The sequence below is a fragment of the Leisingera sp. ABM4_103 genome, from assembly GCF_056158685.1.
Window position 1 is genome coordinate 39,205 of the sequence record NZ_JBSWTU010000002.1, and the last position, 16,326, is coordinate 55,530.

Annotated in this window: 23 protein-coding genes; 14 read left to right on the forward strand and 9 right to left on the reverse strand. The window is 60.1% G+C overall.

The annotated features are described in order from the left end of the window. Nucleotides 1–3 precede the first annotated feature (3 nt). From ACXAED_RS00310 to ACXAED_RS00335, 6 genes are read right to left on the reverse strand one after another with little or no spacing between them, the layout of a single operon-like run. A complete protein-coding gene (locus ACXAED_RS00310) occupies nt 4–1,377 on the reverse strand; it encodes a M23 family metallopeptidase (RefSeq protein WP_043872277.1) in 1,374 nt (457 codons plus the stop codon). After that, nucleotides 1,374–2,000, reverse strand: a complete 627-nt coding sequence (locus ACXAED_RS00315) for an SCO family protein (protein ID WP_043872276.1) — start codon at nt 1,998–2,000, stop codon at nt 1,374–1,376. The genes ACXAED_RS00310 and ACXAED_RS00315 overlap by 4 nt, the downstream gene beginning before the upstream one ends. Beyond that, a complete protein-coding gene (locus ACXAED_RS00320; RefSeq protein WP_040652268.1) occupies nt 2,000–2,467 on the reverse strand; it encodes a copper chaperone PCu(A)C in 468 nt (155 codons plus the stop codon). The genes ACXAED_RS00315 and ACXAED_RS00320 overlap by 1 nt, the downstream gene beginning before the upstream one ends. Nucleotides 2,468–2,495: 28 nt before the next feature. Continuing rightward, nucleotides 2,496–3,155, reverse strand: coding sequence for a DsbA family protein (locus ACXAED_RS00325; protein ID WP_009820115.1), 660 nt, complete (start codon nt 3,153–3,155; stop codon nt 2,496–2,498). Continuing rightward, entirely contained in the window at nt 3,152–3,574 is a 423-nt protein-coding gene (locus tag ACXAED_RS00330; protein WP_009820114.1) for a disulfide bond formation protein B, read from the reverse strand. Before ACXAED_RS00330 ends, ACXAED_RS00325 begins: the two co-directional genes overlap by 4 nt. A gap of 5 nt (nt 3,575–3,579) precedes the next feature. Beyond that, entirely contained in the window at nt 3,580–4,146 is a 567-nt protein-coding gene (locus tag ACXAED_RS00335; protein WP_043872275.1) for an SCO family protein, read from the reverse strand. Nucleotides 4,147–4,359: 213 nt separating this feature from the next. Between ACXAED_RS00335 and ACXAED_RS00340 the strand changes: the two genes are divergently transcribed. From ACXAED_RS00340 to ACXAED_RS00365, 6 genes are all read left to right on the forward strand, one after another. Next, nucleotides 4,360–4,788, forward strand: coding sequence for a MerR family transcriptional regulator (locus tag ACXAED_RS00340; RefSeq protein ID WP_037239845.1), 429 nt, complete (start codon nt 4,360–4,362; stop codon nt 4,786–4,788). Nucleotide 4,789: 1 nt separating this feature from the next. Next, nucleotides 4,790–5,116, forward strand: coding sequence for a YnfA family protein (locus ACXAED_RS00345; RefSeq protein WP_043872274.1), 327 nt, complete (start codon nt 4,790–4,792; stop codon nt 5,114–5,116). Nucleotides 5,117–5,194: 78 nt separating this feature from the next. Further along, nucleotides 5,195–5,929: a cytochrome c biogenesis CcdA family protein gene (locus tag ACXAED_RS00350; RefSeq protein WP_008282973.1), complete on the forward strand. Its 735-nt coding sequence runs from the start codon at nt 5,195–5,197 to the stop codon at nt 5,927–5,929. A gap of 93 nt (nt 5,930–6,022) precedes the next feature. Continuing rightward, a complete protein-coding gene (locus ACXAED_RS00355) occupies nt 6,023–6,793 on the forward strand; it encodes a transglutaminase-like domain-containing protein (RefSeq protein ID WP_475046049.1) in 771 nt (256 codons plus the stop codon). Continuing rightward, a complete protein-coding gene (locus ACXAED_RS00360; protein WP_008282971.1) occupies nt 6,783–7,727 on the forward strand; it encodes a cation diffusion facilitator family transporter in 945 nt (314 codons plus the stop codon). The genes ACXAED_RS00355 and ACXAED_RS00360 overlap by 11 nt, the downstream gene beginning before the upstream one ends. A gap of 434 nt (nt 7,728–8,161) precedes the next feature. Further along, nucleotides 8,162–8,917 (forward strand): hypothetical protein, encoded by a 756-nt coding sequence (locus ACXAED_RS00365; protein ID WP_085976983.1) that lies wholly within the window; start codon nt 8,162–8,164, stop codon nt 8,915–8,917. Between the two features lie 103 nt (nt 8,918–9,020). Here the strand turns inward: ACXAED_RS00365 and ACXAED_RS00370 are convergent, their stop codons facing one another. The 3 genes from ACXAED_RS00370 to ACXAED_RS00380 form a co-directional block, all read right to left on the reverse strand. Next, nucleotides 9,021–9,245: a hypothetical protein gene (locus ACXAED_RS00370; protein WP_008282968.1), complete on the reverse strand. Its 225-nt coding sequence runs from the start codon at nt 9,243–9,245 to the stop codon at nt 9,021–9,023. 166 nt (nt 9,246–9,411) lie between these two features. Then, a complete protein-coding gene (locus ACXAED_RS00375; protein ID WP_132464589.1) occupies nt 9,412–9,669 on the reverse strand; it encodes a helix-turn-helix domain-containing protein in 258 nt (85 codons plus the stop codon). 124 nt (nt 9,670–9,793) lie between these two features. After that, nucleotides 9,794–10,045 carry a hypothetical protein gene (locus tag ACXAED_RS00380; protein WP_317963157.1) on the reverse strand — a complete coding sequence of 84 codons (252 nt, stop codon included), beginning with the start codon at nt 10,043–10,045 and terminating at the stop codon, nt 9,794–9,796. Between the two features lie 210 nt (nt 10,046–10,255). Here ACXAED_RS00380 and ACXAED_RS00385 point away from each other — a divergent pair, with 210 nt between their 5' ends. The 8 genes from ACXAED_RS00385 to ACXAED_RS00420 are packed head-to-tail and all read left to right on the forward strand — an operon-like array spanning nt 10,256 to nt 16,325. Then, nucleotides 10,256–10,624 (forward strand): hypothetical protein, encoded by a 369-nt coding sequence (locus ACXAED_RS00385; protein WP_008327368.1) that lies wholly within the window; start codon nt 10,256–10,258, stop codon nt 10,622–10,624. A gap of 43 nt (nt 10,625–10,667) precedes the next feature. Continuing rightward, nucleotides 10,668–11,282 carry a lytic transglycosylase domain-containing protein gene (locus ACXAED_RS00390; protein ID WP_017469729.1) on the forward strand — a complete coding sequence of 205 codons (615 nt, stop codon included), beginning with the start codon at nt 10,668–10,670 and terminating at the stop codon, nt 11,280–11,282. Beyond that, the gene (locus ACXAED_RS00395) at nt 11,279–11,572 is read left to right on the forward strand and encodes a TrbC/VirB2 family protein (RefSeq protein ID WP_008282963.1); all 294 of its coding nucleotides are present in this window, start codon (nt 11,279–11,281) and stop codon (nt 11,570–11,572) included. Before ACXAED_RS00390 ends, ACXAED_RS00395 begins: the two co-directional genes overlap by 4 nt. Next, nucleotides 11,565–11,843: a VirB3 family type IV secretion system protein gene (locus tag ACXAED_RS00400; RefSeq protein WP_008282962.1), complete on the forward strand. Its 279-nt coding sequence runs from the start codon at nt 11,565–11,567 to the stop codon at nt 11,841–11,843. Before ACXAED_RS00395 ends, ACXAED_RS00400 begins: the two co-directional genes overlap by 8 nt. Beyond that, complete coding sequence (locus tag ACXAED_RS00405) at nt 11,833–14,208, forward strand: VirB4 family type IV secretion/conjugal transfer ATPase (RefSeq protein WP_475046052.1); 2,376 nt, start codon at nt 11,833–11,835, stop codon at nt 14,206–14,208. The genes ACXAED_RS00400 and ACXAED_RS00405 overlap by 11 nt, the downstream gene beginning before the upstream one ends. Continuing rightward, complete coding sequence (locus tag ACXAED_RS00410; RefSeq protein ID WP_008327378.1) at nt 14,205–14,372, forward strand: hypothetical protein; 168 nt, start codon at nt 14,205–14,207, stop codon at nt 14,370–14,372. Before ACXAED_RS00405 ends, ACXAED_RS00410 begins: the two co-directional genes overlap by 4 nt. Next, on the forward strand, nt 14,362–15,516 hold the full coding sequence (locus tag ACXAED_RS00415; protein ID WP_173585991.1) for a lytic transglycosylase domain-containing protein: 1,155 nt from the start codon (nt 14,362–14,364) through the stop codon (nt 15,514–15,516). Before ACXAED_RS00410 ends, ACXAED_RS00415 begins: the two co-directional genes overlap by 11 nt. Further along, nucleotides 15,516–16,325 (forward strand): type IV secretion system protein, encoded by an 810-nt coding sequence (locus ACXAED_RS00420; RefSeq protein ID WP_475046081.1) that lies wholly within the window; start codon nt 15,516–15,518, stop codon nt 16,323–16,325. Before ACXAED_RS00415 ends, ACXAED_RS00420 begins: the two co-directional genes overlap by 1 nt. Nucleotide 16,326 lies beyond the last annotated feature (1 nt).

The window sequence follows — 16,326 nt, forward strand, 5'->3', positions numbered from 1 at the left end:
GGATTAAAGCCTTTCGGTTGTTGTTTGCACAAATTCGCTGGTGAGCCTCTCGGCCAGTAGCGAGCGTGCCTCAGCCAATCGCTCAAGTGCAGCCGTGTCATCCGCATCCCGCTCGGCCGCCTCTGCCAGTCTGTCGTCTGAGAGAGGATCGGTCGGGCGACCATCGACTAGAACCTCATAATGGAGATTTGGGCCGGTCGCGGTGCCGGTCGCACCGACGCGACCGATCATGTCTCCGGCCAAAACGCGCTGCCCTTGTTCGAGTGTGTCCGGCACCTCGCTGAGATGTGCGTATCGTGTCAGGGTGTCGGATCCATGCGCTATCTCCACCACCCGGCCATATCCACCACGACGTCCGATGAAGCTCACGCGTCCGGGTGCTGTCGCTTTCACCGGCGTACCGCGGGCCGCAGCAAAGTCGACCCCGGTGTGCATGCGCACATTCCCATAGACCGGGTGTGTGCGACGGCCAAAGACGGAACTCAGCCGCGCTCCTTCCACCGGTTGGGCAAAAACACGCAGGACCTCTCCATCGACATAGATCGTTGCTTCACCGCTGCCGTCATCCGGCCAGACGATCTCGTAGACCGTTTCACCAAGGTCCAGTGTGGCAAAGGCAAGTTCGGGCTGACCGATCCTCTCGTTTCCGTCGCGGGCTTCGCGCCAAAGAATACGCATCGTCTCGCCACCGGAAAGTTCGCGTCGAAAATCTACTGTGCCGCCCAGCATCTGCGCCATGTCGACCGCAAAACGAGCAGGGATGCCTGCTTTGTCCAACGCCGCGAAGACAGAGCTTTCGATCACTGCCTCGCCCGCGAACGTCACCATTTCAGGGTCTGGCTCCAACACGCGTGTGACAAGTTCTTGACCAAAGACCGTTTCGATCCGCACCCCATCGTCAACTGCCAGTTCCACGCGGCTCGGATTTCCGTCCACCTTTGAGATCACAGTGATCTCATGGCCCGGGCGCAATCGGCGCAGGTCATATTCTGCACCAAGCGCGAGCGCGATTTCGGCACGCGCAGGCGCAGCGATACCCGCGTTCGCCAGGACCGCATCCAGCGTCTCGCCCGACGCGATCTCACGCGACCAAGTGATCAAAGGCGGTTCAATCTCGGGCAAGGCGGTTTCTGCGAAGACAGATTGCAAGAGCGGCAGAGGTCGCATTGGGCTAGCATTGTCGGCGTGAAATGCAGCGGGCGGTGTCACATCGTAGTCGGCGATCTGAGGCATCGAGAGCGGATCGGGAGTCCAGAGGGTCGCTTCAGCAATCGCAGGAGGCACTGGCTCTTTAGAAAGAACGCCAGAAATGGCGATGGCGGTCAGCGAAAAAGCGCCTGCGACCACAGCGCTCGCCAAAACAATTCTAATCTTCATGTTGCCCCCTCTACGTCTTCTGTCAGTGCACGCCGGATCTTCGGCACTGCGAATTCTCTTGGCTCGTGATAGTCAATCATGGTGACGAGTTCACCCTTGGCATCGAACAGGAATACGCTTGCCGTATGGTTCATTGTATAGTCGCCGCCTTCGGTCGGGACGCGCTCATACGAGGCACGAAATCCTTCTGCAGCGCGGGCAACCTGGTTTGCCGGCCCAGTCCAGCCGCGAATAGCCGGATGAAAATAGCCGACATATTCGGCCATGGCCTCGACCGTGTCCCGCTCCGGATCGACTGTGATGAAGACCACGTTCATCCGCGCGGCGTCGTCCCCGAGATCTTCAAGCCAACCTGAGATATCCGATAACGTCGTGGGGCAGACATCCGGGCAGTAGGTGAACCCGAAAAACACCATGGTCGGGCGTCCGATCAGGGTTTCCGGGCCCACTTCATTGCCTTCGTGATCGGTCAGTCGGAAATCCATCGCCGACAGGGGGAGAGGCCTTTGGCCGGCCGGTTTTGGTGCACCGGGACCATCCACCCGCCACCAACCGACGCCGAGCATCAGAGCGACAGCGCCTACACCGGCTGCACCGTATTGGACCACATGTCGACGCTGCATCAGCTCTCCGGCCCGCGCGCGGCGATCCCCAGAATTGGGACCTCAACAGTCACTTCACCACCGTCCGAGAACGTCAGTGTCAGTGGGAAGGTCTCGCCTTCGATCATCGGGTTTTGCAGCTTCATGAGCATGGCGTGCAGCCCTCCCGGTTCCAATGCTACGCTTTGGCCCGGTTCAATCGTGATTTCGTCAGCAGGCGCCATAGAACTGACGCCGTCGGCGTTGGTTTTCGTCTCATGGATCTGGGGCATCACGGCCAGTGGTGTTGTAAGCCCGGTCAGCGTGACCGTGTCTTCACCGGTGTTGCGCACAGTCATATAGGCCGCACCAGGGCGGTTGACCCCGATTGAAGCACGGGACCACGCGTTTTCGACGACCACATCCTCCGAACCGGCAAATGCCGGAGTCGACATGCCCGAGAGTAGCAAGACAAGGGGCAAACCATTGATGTAAGATCGTTTTGTCATGAAGAATTCTCCTGTATCTGGCCGAGCATCAACTTTGGCTGGCCGCAACTTCCGCAGCCACCAGTCGCCGCAGTTCGGCCTCACCGAACGGGTCTAATGGCTTGGCGTTGACGAAGAACGTGGGCGTTTGTCGCACGCCTACCGCTTCGACATCAGCGCGGTCCTGATTGAGCACCGCCACGACACCGGGGGCCAGCATCTGTGTCCGAGCAGCTTCGACATCCAGACCACCGCTTGCGGCAATCTCAAGGATCAAACCCGGTGCCGGAGTGCCATGGGACGCCCATCGCGGCTGCTCGCGCAGGACCGCTTCCAGCACGGGTTCGAACACATCCTGCATCCGCGCAGCTTCGAGAACACGGATCGCTTCCACCGAAGCGTCCCCGTGAAACGCGGTGTATCGAATTACGACACGGATCGCATCACCGTGCTCAGCCATGATCTCTTTGACCACGGGATAGAATGCGCGGCATGCCTCGCAAGCTGGATCGAAAAACTCGACAATCGTGACAGGTGCCGTTTCGGGGCCGAGGATCGGGGAATAGGGCCGGATCAGCACATCGTTCACTTCGGGCGCGACAGGGACTGCCTCTGCCATGGGTTGGGGGCGGGTGGCATACCAGGCCGCGCCGCCAAAACCTGCGGCGCCAACAGCCAGAACGGATAGAACGAGGCCGCGTCGATTCATGTTTGTTTTTCCTTCAGTGAAAGGGCCGACAGCATCCCGATCATCGTGAAGGCGACAAGCGCCAACAGCGGAATCGGAATGCCGAAGACCACCTGGTTGTCGTCGGTACAAGAGGGGCCGGTCGCCGTGCAGGGCTGGATCGCCTCGGGGATCAGCCCGACATAGAGGCCGATGTGATACAACGCCACTGCCGCCCCCCCAAGCGCTAGCGCAACGCCATAGCGCCCCACGCGGGGATCCTGCCACCACAGCCCGAGCCCAAGAACGATAGCCAGGGGGAACATGAAGGCGCGCTGGAACCAGCAAAGGACGCAAGGCGTTTGACCAAGCACCTCGCCAATAAAGAGCACGGCAAGCGATGCGATAAGCGCAATGATCCAAGCAAGAACAAGGGCCGCTTCTCCGGAAAGGCGGGTCATGGCAATCAGATCCTCTTTCTCAGATCCGCAAGGATCTCTTCGGCGGGTGTGCCGTAGGGCCAGGAATTGGCGAAGCCCGCCCGCGGATCAAAAAGAAACAGGTGCGATGTGTGCCCCATTGTGTATCCACCCGGCGCGGTGGCCTCCTCGATCCTCTCAAAGAAAATTGGGAAGGTCTCGGATGTTGCGGCGATCTGCTCCGGCGTGCCGGTCAGCCCGATGATCCCAGCGTCGAACAGGGGCACATACCCGGCAAGTGCTGTCGGCGTATCCCGCTCCGGATCAATCGTTATAAAGATCGGCTGGACCTTTGCCGCCTCGTCGCCCAAGCCCTCCATCACGGCCGCGACTTCGGACAGTGTTGTTGGACAGACGTCGGGGCAATTGGTGAAACCAAAGAAGACCAGCATCCAGCGCCCTGCGAAATCTTCGTCTGTTTGGACCATGCCGCGATGATCCGTGAGTTCGAACTGCGCAAAGAAAGGTGGTTCGGTCTCGGCTTGGGCAAGGTCGGCGCGGTAGTCCGCCCACATTAGCAGCCAGATGAAAACGAACGCCGCCGCGCCCGCCAAAACCCATAGTACTTTCTGAAGATTTGAAAGCTTCACGCGCTCCGCCCGAATTTGATTCTATATTTTCAGCGCGTTTACACCCTCTAGCTACTGTAGGTTCAAGACTTATTATGGATGGAAGAGCGATGTTCACTGACCTGTGAGATGCCAAGCGGAACTTGTGCAAAAAAACGCTTAAAGCTACACGGGCTGTAGATAGTCTGGAGAGATGATATGCTGACAATCGGCACTTTGGCAAAAAAGACCGGGACGAAGGTGCAGACGATCCGCTATTACGAGCAGATCGGACTCTTGCCCGAGCCCGGGCGATCGGCTGGCGGTCAGCGGCGCTATGGAGATAGTGAGCTTGACCGTTTGTCTTTCGTCCGGCATGCGCGGCAACTCGGGTTCTCGCTGGACGCGATCCGTGAGCTTCTCGATCTGAGCGATCATCCGGACAAGTCTTGCGCGGAGGCCGATGCCATCGCTCGCAGGCAACTTAAGCAGGTTGAGCAACGTATGGCCCGACTTGAAGCCCTTCGGACAGAATTGCAGAGGATGGTGCATGAATGCAGCGGCGGGCACACGGCCGATTGCCGTGTGCTGGAGGTGTTGCGCGACCATTCCGAGTGCCTGACGGACCACGACGAGATCGGCGCCTGAGATGACCGCAGTGCTCGTCTATCCGCTCGCGGCCTTGGCTGAGATCGCCGGATGCTTTGCCATCTGGGCATGGTGGCGTCTTGGCGCGTCCCCTCTTTGGCTTGTCCCCGGTGTAGCGGCGCTGGTGGCGTTCGGCTGGCTTCTGGCTCAGGTCGACACTGTGGCTGCGGGACGCGCCTTTGCGGCCTATGGTGGGATCTATATTGCCGCGTCCATTCTCTGGATGTGGCTCGCCGAAGGGCACCGGCCGGACAGGTGGGATCTGCTCGGCACCGCTGTATGCTTGTTGGGTGCCGCTATCATCCTCGCGGCACCCCGCGGAGCGTAAAAAACGGCATTGCTCCTACAGTAGCTTTAGCTTTTACAACGGTGCGCGTTTCACAGGCTAAAGCAAGGCAGGAATTGAATGTTCGAAATCTCAGGTGTTGGAATCGTCGCGGCTTTTCTGGGTGGCGCTATATCCTTTCTGTCGCCTTGCGTCTTGCCTCTTGCACCTGGCTACGTCTCTTACATCGCGGGACAGCCCGCCGCGAAATCCGGGGCGGCGCGCAGCATTGCCGAACGGGCGCGCAGCGTGGTCCTGAGTTTGTGGTTCGTGCTCGGGTTTTCGACAGTCTTCGTGGCGCTCGGGGCCGGGGCAAGTCTTTTGGGCGGGATGCTCTTGCGCTGGAAATACGAACTCGGGCTTGCGGGTGGCTTCTTGATCGTCTTGTTCGGACTTGTCATGATGGGCGCGATCAAGATCCCCGCAATGATGCGTGACACGAGGCCCGACGTAAAAGTTGACGGCGGCAGCGCCGTTGGAGCCTACCTTTTGGGTCTTGCCTTTGCCTTTGGCTGGACGCCCTGCATAGGCCCTGTGCTTGGGTCGATCCTGGCAGTAAGCGCGACATCTGGAGCGGACGGGATGGCCTTGCTGGCAATCTACTCCGCAGGGCTTGGACTGCCGTTTCTAATCATAGCGCTCTTCACCAACGAGATTGCAGGCAGGCTAAAGCGGATCGGTGCGGCTGGTCGATGGCTCTATCGTATATCGGGCGGACTGATGGTGCTGATGGGTATCGGCGTGATGACAGGTCAGATCAGCCGCCTTGCCTTCTGGCTGCTCGAAACCTTCCCGGCCCTTGGCACTATCGGATAGAGCTGTGATCGAAAGTAACATTTGAGAAAAGGCTTGTCTCTCTAGTCACTGTAGAGATTAAGACTCCTCGTGAACGATTCGAGGAGAGACCCTGTGGCACCCACCGATTCCTATTTAACCGCAACAAGACTGCTGGATTTTGACTTGCCCTCAATCTCGAACCTGGTACGAGATCGTGGCTGGCATGACCTTGCCCGTGTCGACCGGATTGGCGCGGTTTATGACTTTGTCCGGAACGTGATTGCGTTCGGCTACAACCGCGTCGACGACATTCCCGCCTCTGCGGTGCTGACCGACGGCTACGGGCAGTGCAACACGAAAGGGACGCTTCTCATGGCACTGCTGCGCAGCGTAGGCATCCGCTGCCGACTGCACGGCTTCACCATCCACAAGGCCCTGCAGCGTGGCGTGGTGCCCGAATTGGTCTACCCCCTCGCACCGTCCGAAATTCTGCACTCGTGGGTCGAAGTCGAAACAGAAGAGGGCTGGATCAATCTCGAAGGCTTCATTCTGGACGCCCCCTTCCTGCAGTCGCTTCAGAAGGAATTCAGCGAAACAGAAAGCCTTTGCGGCTACGGCGCTGGAACGGATTGCCTGAGTGCGCCACCAGTCAGTTGGAACGGCGGCAGCACTTATATTCAGAAAACCGGTATCGTTCGTGATTTTGGAACCTTTGATGCGCCCGATGACTTTTATTTGAAATATAGTCAGAACTTCGGATTTGCGCGTGACTTTCTCTATCGCCACGTCATCCGTCACTGGATGAATGCCCGGGTTCGCCGCATCCGTCGTGGAATGTTGCCAAAGGTCCCTGGTCTCAGTCGACCGAACCACAGCCATGAGGAGAACAACCGTGCCGCATGATCATGGCCATACCCACATTGATCCTGAATCAGGTGATCGTAGGGTCTCCATCGCAATCTGGGCCAACGGGCTTCTGACCGTCGCGCAGATCGTTGGCGGCATCCTTTCCGGCAGCCTGGCGCTGATCGCAGATGCCCTACACAATTTTTCGGACATGGCGTCACTGGTGATCGCGTTCGTTGCGCGCAAAATCGCCAGACGACCCGCCGATGAACGCATGACATTCGGCTATGGTCGGATTGAAATCGTCGCGGCACTCATCAACTACACGACCCTGATCCTGATCGGTTTCTACCTGATCTATGAGGGTGGCATGCGGATGATCGACCCGCCCGAGGTCGCTGGTTGGACGGTGGTGATCCTGGGCGGTGTGGCACTCGTCGTCGACACGTTGACGGCGCTGCTCACCTATTCGATGCAGAAAGGCAGTGTGAACATCCGTGCGCTTTTCCTGCACAACCTGTCGGACGCTTTGGCCTCTGTGGCAGTCATCATTGGAGGGTCCCTGATCATCCTCTACGACATGCGATGGGTCGATCCCGCAATCACCATCGGCATTGCCCTTTACATCCTCTATCTGGCTTTCACTGAGATTGGCGGTCCGATCAGAACCCTGATGCTCGGCAGCCCACCCGACATCGACAATGCAGCCGTCGTTGAGGCGCTGCGGAGCGTCGATGGTGTAGCGGACGTTCACCACGTGCATCTGTGGCAGATGGAGGAGCACAAGGCGGCGCTGGACTGCCACGTGGTGCTGACAGCGGGCGGCTGGGGTAAAATCGAAAAGATCAAGGCAGCGATCAAGGACCGGCTGAAGGAGGACTTCAACATCGCCCATTCCAGCCTGGAGTTCGAACACGAAGACCGCGCACACGAAAACGCCGACCTCTACGGTCACGGCAAGCCTGAAGAGGAGGAGAACCGTTTTCACTGAGCTTGTGAGAGGTCATGAAGGTGTGATCGACGTCGATTGCGAGTGCAAGCTAAGCGACAGCGACCTGAAACGGGTGCACGGCCTGCTTCAAGCCAGCCTGGCCTGGTCCTCGAACTCACGAGGTTCGAAGCCTTCAAGGTTCCGTCTGCTTCTGAGCCGTTGCAGAACTGCTGAGAGCCCGAATGCGTCCTATTCGCCAAACAGATTTAGGTAGAACCGATTTAAGGGCAATTCGAGACTCATTTGACGATCGAGATGGCTCGGACGCTTTGACATGCCGTGGGATTGGCGCAGCGCGGAACGTGGCGGATGACGACGGGCGGCTCGGTCACCTCGCGATCTTGCTGACCGCCGCAACCGCAACACGCATCATCATTGTTGCAATAGTATATTTTCGTAGGTATGCTGGGTGAAGATTGTCAAGGGTCCTTGCCATGCGTTTCGAATTCAAAAACCTCCCTCTGGCGGCCTTTTTAGCTCTCGCCTTGACCGGCCCAACAGTTCCGACACAAGCACGCGCCCAAACCTATCAGATCGATTGTGCCATCCTGCTGTGTTTGTCCGGTGGATGGCCAGCTTCCGTGCCCTGCGCCCGCGCACGGGCCGAGTTCATCCGGCGCATAACTCCATGGCCGGTGGAGCCGCCGCTTCAGATTTGGCGCTGCCCGATGGGTGCGTCTTACGATGGACCTGCTAGATCGCGGCCCGCGGACCGGATCTTCGATGCCCTATATGGTGATTCAGGAACCCCTCCAAACTCTTCAACCCCGCTCTTCGATCAGGCAGCCAGGGCAGGCGGGATGCTTGGGCGCAAAGGCTCCAACGCGGCTTGGGACAACCTCGTAAGGGCTGATTACGCCCTCCAGCTCGTAAAAGACCGCGCCGACATCGATATCAGCGGGCCGGAATTCAACTTCGTGCGTTCCATCCGCGTCTTTGACGTTCGTTATGCCCGCCAGCACGAATCCGGGCGAGATGGCGACTGCAACCGCAGCGCCGCCGTTGTCCTCGGCACCTACGGGATCCAGGGCGATTTTTCTTGGAGGGTGTCGTCACCCGCAGCGCTTCCTGATGCGCATGCCGGTCTCGAGCGATGGGGCGAGCACTGCCCGAGCATTTATCACAGATCCGTCTTCGTTGAGTGGCGTGACTATAGCGGGAATTACGGTTTTGAGCAGGTCAATTACTGACTATTGAGCCGCAGCGAAGTCGCGCAGGGCCTTGTACGAAATCAAACCTGCAACGCAGGCACACTCACACAATCGAGGGCCATAAAGGCCATATTCTACCATGTCAGTCGTTGCGACAGGGCAGCTGCATGAGAGACGCGAAGTCAATTTCGGCTTTATCCGCATCGCAGAGCTCCGGGTAAATCTTTGAGACACGCTGCGGGCCATGGATGTCCCACCGGATTGCCAGAGCACCTGTGTTCCAGCGATATACCCAGCCGACAATGGTTTCTTCATCGGTTGCAATCAAATTGGCGATCGCGACGCCTTCGACCTCATTTTCGTTCACTGTTTACTGACTTCCTGCAATTTGGCGTTGCGGATAGCAGCTCAGATCCAAAGCGTTTGCTGCAACCGTGTGCCGGGCCTCGTTAAAATCGGTTACTGTTCGTCCTCGCGGTAACGAATTCACACCGGGAGAAGTCACCTCCCGTGTTCTCGATTGATGAAATCGCTTAAATCCTGTGGTCGGGCTCCGTGGCGGCTTCGACGATCGCCAAGACATCGAACGGGTCAAAGCCGATGGCGCGCGCCAGAACGACCAGTTCGACGACGTCGATCCGGCGTTCGCCGCTCTCAATGCGCGCCACGAGAGATTGATGGCACTTGAGCCTGTTCGCCAAGTCGTCCTGGCCCAAGCCTGCTCTTTTGCGCGCGTCGACCAACGCCTGGCAGAGTGCCACCTGCCCTTTGCTTCTGATTGTTTTTGCCACGCGTCACATACCTTTTGTGACGTCGCTAGCGGATGAAATCTGTTATCTAAAAAGTAGATATTTGAGGGTGTTATCGGTGTCTGGTTTTCACGGGCTGCTAGTCTGATGCTCCCGAGGCTGCCCATCAATCCCCTACCAATTGCAGAAATCGGCCATAGTCCTCGCTGACTTCCCGCGCTTCTTCGAAAGCGCGGGCGCGTTCGCTGTCAAGGCAACGGAAGTAGCTCTGGATATCCTGGATGTAATTTTCGAAATCGCCGCGGATGATAGCCGCATAGTCCCGCGCGGCCTGCGAATCACTTGGCAGGAAGGGGCGGGGCGGGGCGAAGCAGGATTCCGCCAAAACCGGCCCGGGAACGCAGATCAGAAGGGCCATAGCTTGCAATGGGAGCAGGCATGTCAACCTTGGGTTTCTCAAACCTGTTATCTCCTTGATCGCGGACACTGGCCGTGACTAGTGTTTGCGTAACCAAACTACAGCCAAAGCACGATATTACATCTTGCGGTTGATAATATACTATCGTAACTCTGGGCTTCAAGTAGGAATGCCTGGGGTCGCGCCATTGGAGAAAGCGTGAGCCGGGCCATGAACTGGGACATCGAAGCACCAAATGTGGTTACGGAAGCCAGGTTCCGCGAACTCGTGGAAAGCGGCTATAGCGCAGAAATCCTGTGCCAAGAGTCGGCACACAAGAAAGGCCCCAGCTATTACGGGGTCTGGATCATGCGTGTTGTCTCTGATGACGGGGTGGAAAAGCTCCTCGTCACCGCCCGCACGCGGACGACCTACAACGATATCAAGATCCGCGAGTTCAAGACGATCTCCGGCGTGGTGTCTTTCTTCATTGGCCTTGGTTTTGCGCATGTCGACCTGCCGCTTGAGGCGGGGACAAGCCGTACGCACAAATTTGCGCCGCCAGACAAAGCCCCATCAGACAAGGGCGCTGGCAGCTAACCTCGTCTGTCTCTGGCTGGTCGCAGCACCTGCCTCAGCGCAAATGGTCCTGGTCATGGAGAGCGACGGCTCCCTGACCCCGTCCCGCTCTCAGAGCAGCTTTGCTCGAAACTACAATGAAGGGATTGGTCAGAGTTCGGCCTCCGATGGGATCGCGATCTTCGGCGAGGTAGAGGCCGAGCAAGAGGGCGTCCAAGTCGCGGCCCTTGCCCGCCCGACTCCCCTGCCCCGCGCCGATGTCCTCTCCGGGATTCAGACCACGGCCTTGCGCTATGCCGGCCATCCCGGCCTGCGTCGCGCGGGGCTTTCCGTGACGGATTGGCTAGCTCTCTATCGAGCCAATATCGAGGTTGAGAGCGCCTACCGGCAGGATGCGATTTCAAGTGCAGGTGCCATTGGCCTTGGTCAATTGATGCCAGCGACGGCGCGTGATCTGGGCGTCGACCCGCGTGACCCTCAACAGAACCTCGACGGCTCTGCCCGCTACCTCGCGATGATGCTGGAGCGCTTCGGCGATCCGCATCTGGCGCTGGCGGCCTACAACGCCGGTCCCGACGCCGTGCGCCAACACGGTGGCATTCCCCCTTACCGAGAAACCCAGAACCACGTGGCCCGTGTCATGGCCGTCGTGGCCCGATTGGAAGGATCAAATTCGTGAAACAGATTTCAAACCTCTTTGTCGCCTCGCTGGCGCTATTCCTGTTCATTGCCGAGCCCGCCCTTGCACAGAGCATCGATCTCTCCCCGATCCAGAGCTTGTTGCAGGGCATTGTCGATGCGCTGACCGGCCCTCTTGGTGTGGTCATCGCCACACTCGCGGTCCTCGGCGTTTTCTTGAGCTGGTTCTTCAACATCATCGACCTGCGCCAAGCGCTTTGGGTCCTCGTGGGCATCGCTGGTGTTGCCGCCGCTCCCACCATTGTTGCCGCGGTCTTCGCCGGTGGCTGAACGCTCGCCCCTCTTTCTGGGCCTCGTGCGCCCGCCGAAGCTTCTGGGCCTGCCCATCATGTACGCGATGGTCTGGCTCTTCGGCTCTGTGCTCTTGTTCGTCTGGGTCCAGCACATCGCGGTGCTGGGTTTCGCCGCCCTGCTCTATCCGGTGCTGTGGAAGGCCGCAGATTGGGACCCGCGTTTCATCGACGTGATGATGACGGCCCTGCAGGAGACACCGCCCACGCGCAACAGGTCCATCCATGGCGGGGACAGCTATGCCCCGTGATGACGCCCGTGGTGCTGCGCTCGATGCCCGCACAATGACGCCAGACTGGTATGCGCGCGAGACCCGCCTCGCGCATATGCTGCCCTATGTAAGCCTCGTCGACGACCAGACCGTGCGGACCCGGGTGAACGAACTCTTCCGCTGCATTCGGCTCGAGGGGATCAACAGCTACACGACCGACGATGCCTATCTCGACAAGGTGACGGCGCTTTTTGCCCGCATCGTCGCGCAGCTCGGGCCGGAATTCAGCTATTACGTCCACAAGGTCTCCAAGGCCATCAAACCTGATCTCGACCCGATCCGTGAGGACAGCTTCGCAGGCGAGGTGGACCGGCGCTGGCGCGCGAAACTCGAGACCAGCGGGCTCCGCGACAAGACGCTGACGCTCACCGTCATTCACCGCCCGCCCCCGAAAAGCCTCCTGCCGCACCTCGGCCGCAGCGCGCCGGACCGACTGAAGGAGGAGACCCGCAAACGCCTGCAGCGCTTGGGCGAGGCCGTGAACGTCTTCCTTTCGGGGCTTACCGAGCTCAAGCCGCGCCTGCTGTCAGCAGGATCGGGAGAGTTGGTGGGATTTTTGGGCGCGCTGAACACGGGCACCGAGCTGCCGCTCTACCCGGCCAACACCTACGGCTTTCTGTCCTTCAACGTCGCCAATACCCGCGTGACGTTTCACGGCGACCATTTCGAGCTCTCCGAGGGCGTCGTGGGCCACCGCTACGGCAAGAGCTTCACCATCGGAGAATACTCGGAAGGCACCTCCTGCACCATGTTCGACATGCTGAACCTGCCAGTCGACATGATCGTGACGCACTCCTTCACGCCGATCAATTCGAACCTCATGGCGGGCCGCATCAAGCGGCAAAAGCGCCAGATGCAGGCGAGCCAGGACGCCGCCCTATCGCTTATGGAAGCGCTCGACATCGCCGCCGATGATCTGGAGGCCAAACGCCAGAGCTTCGGTGAGCACCACATGGTCGTGACGATCTTCTGCGAAACGCTCGAAGAGCTGCAGACGCTCAGCGCCGAGATCGTGAATGCCGCCGCGACCGAGGGCGTGAAGATGATCGGCGAGCGGGTCGCGGCCAAGGCGCATTACCTCAGCCAGCATCCCGGCAACCAGCCCAAGCGTGTCCGCGCGAGCGCCGTCACCAATCGCAACTTCGCGGATTTTGCGGCCTTGCACCGGACGCAGCTCGGCAAACCCGCAGCACTTACCCCTTGGGGCCGGGTCGTCACTTATTTGCCCACGCCGGAGCAGAGCGCCTACCGGTTTTCCTACCACGAGCAGGGCAGCCCGGACAAAGAACCGACCAGCGGGCATACCCTGATCATGGGTCGGCCCGGGTCGGGCAAATCGGTGCTGTCCGCCTTTCTGATGACGCAAGCCCGTCGCGCAGGCGCGCGGATCTTCGTCTTCGATTACCGTCTTGGTATGGAGATGGCGGTCCGCGCCAATGGCGGGCGCTACGCGTCCCTGAACGCCGGTCAGCCCACGGGCCTCAACCCGCTCTGGACCGAGACCGATGCGCGCGCCACCGCCTGGCTCTCGGACTGGCTTGCCACCCTGCTCTACCGCGCCGACAAGCCGCTCACTCCTGCCCAGACCAATCGCATCCAGGAAGTCGTGCGCCAGAACGCGCAGGCCACAAACCCGGCCCTGCGGAACTGGCGGGATTTCGCATCGCTTTTTGTGTCCACCGACGATGGCGGCGATCTGCACCAGCGCCTGCTCGAATGGACCGAGGACGGCCGCTATGGCTGGATCTTCGGGCAGAGCCTCGAGGACACGTTCTCGCTCAAGGGCGATGTGGTGGGCTTCGATCTGACCGGCATTCTCGACAGCGAGGCCGACAAGGAACGGATGGCGGTCCTGTCCTATCTCTTCCGCCGGGTCGAGCGCGAAATCGAGGACCGCCGCCCCACCATCATCGTGATCGACGAGGCCTGGAAGGCCCTCGATAACGCGTATTTCGCCGAGCGGCTGTCGAACTGGCTGGTGACAGCGCGCAAACAGAACACGGTCGCGGTGATGATGACGCAATACGCAAGCCAGCTCGAGCGCACCCGGACCGGCAAGACCATCATCGAGGCGGTGCCGACGCAGATCCTGCTCCCCAATATCCGCGCGCAGCCAGCGGACTACGCCATGCTGAACCTCACGGAGAAGGAGCTCGATGTCCTTCTCAACACGGGCAGCAACAGCCGCTTGGCGCTGATCCGCGACGATCAGGGCTCGATCGTCGTCGATGCCGATCTGAGCGCGCTTGGACCCAATCTCACCATCCTTGGCGGCATGGAAAAGGGCGAAGCGCTTGTCGGCGCCGATTACCGCGACCGCCCTGATTTCTGGAGGCTTTCATGACCCGTATTTTGATGTTCGTTGCCGCGCTCGGTGCGTTGGCCTCCTGTGCCCAGTACCAGGAACCGCAGGCCAATTGCTTCACCTTCCTCGCCTCCACGACAGCCATCTCGCCTGATTGCACCTTCACGCCCCTTGGCGCACCGGAGGGCGACATTGAAGTCTAGCCTGCCTCATATCCTGGCCCTTTGCCTGCTGCCCGGTCTCGCTTTGTCTCAAGGCGTGCCGACCAATGACAGTGGGCTGACCGCGCGTGACATCGTCGAGACTGGCGATCGCGAGGCTGACTTGGCCGTTCAGGCCGACAAGCTTGCCGTGCGCGAACTCATTGCCGAGATCGAACGGGAGCAGCTGGAAACCCTGCAACGCATCCTCGATGCCCAGACCAGCTTCGGCGGTCAGGGCTTGCCGGCTATGGTCTCGGGGCTGGAAAGCGGCAGCGGGGATCCGGCCCGGTCAGTCGAGGCGGTCTATGGCAATGCCGACATCGACCCCAATCCCGGCGGTGCGCAGATGTTCGGGGATGCGGCGGAAAACATCGAGCAGCTCATTATCCGCGTGGCTCAGGAGACCAGCGGCTTTGCCGGCGTTGGCCGCGCGGGCCTCTCCCCGGTCCAATGGCGCGCACTCCTACAGGCGCTGATCTGGCAGGAAAGCCGTTTCACCATCGGTGCACGCTCTCCCGTCGGCGCCTTTGGCCTCACCCAGATCATGCCCGGTACCGCCAGCGATCTGGGCATCAATCCGGAATACTATGACAGCCCCTACCTGCAGGTGCATGGCGGTGCACGCTATCTCGCGACACAGCTCAACACCTTCGACGGCAATATCATCAATGCGCTCGCGGCCTATAACGCGGGACCCGGCCGGGTTTTCGAGTATGGCGGCGTGCCACCCTTTCGCGAGACCCAGCACTACGTCCAGGTGATCCCCGAACGCTATAACCTCTATTTGACCCGTATCGGCGGGATCGAAGCGCTTGGCACGATCGACCCCGCGCTTCTGGCCAATGCCAACCTCTCGCTCACTGGGCACGGCGCGGCCTTCTATGGCAACAACTCACCCGCCGCGATCAGGCAAGCCGCCCTACGTATTGCGGATATCGTCGAACGGATTTCCGAGACCGAGGATGTGCAGGAGAGCGTTGCGCTCAACACTTATGCCCGCGCCGAACTCGTGCGTCTCGTGGCCGCCCGCATCCGGCTTCAGGCCGCCCGCACCCGCGTGCTCTCCGCCGAAGAGCTGGCCCAGGCCAGCGCCCGCATGGCCGAAGGCGCGTTCATGGATTTTACGATCAGGGAGATTGAATGATGGGACATCTGCTCTTGAGGACAGCTTTGGCCACGACACTTGGGGTTGGTCTGCATCTTGGCGCCCTATCCCCCGTCCTCGCGCAAGGCGTGCCCGTCGTCGATACCCAGAACATCGCGCAAAACATCCAGCAGCTGCGGCAGATGATCGAGGACGAGATCTTGCAAAACGAGCAGCTGACGCAGCTCCGCGAACAGCTCGGCCTTCTCACGGACCAACTCGCGGAGCTGCAAAGAACCTACGAGGCCCTCACCCGCCTCGCCGAACTGCCGGAGATCATCCGGACGGAAATGGAAGACGAGTTGAATGGTCTGCTCGACCAGGAGTTCGGCGACATCCTCGCCACGATTGAGGCGATCAAGACTGGGGATTTCTCCGGCCTGTCCGGTTCTGGCGCAGGCGAGATCGAAACACAGATGGACCGGGTGCTGGCCGATCTCGGATTTGACGATGACACCCTCTCGGAAATGGCCACCAGCGGCAATCCCGGGGCCAACCGCGTGGCGACGCAGGCCACCACCGGTGCCCTTGTCTCGGCCGCCGCCCAGAACAGCTACGAGGATGCCGGCCAATTGCTCGAGCGGGTGGACCGCCTTGTCGGGCTCATCGACGACATGGATGAGCTGAAGGAAAGCGTCGATCTCAACACCCGCGTCACGGCGGAACTGGCCATCGCGCTGGTCGCCATGTGGCAGCTCGAAGCGGTGCAGACCGTGGGCGATGGCACAGGCGGCGTGATCGATGCCGCCACCATCGCCGAAGAGCAGCGCTTCATGGACTTTACGCTGCCGGACCTGCGCGCAGACTGAT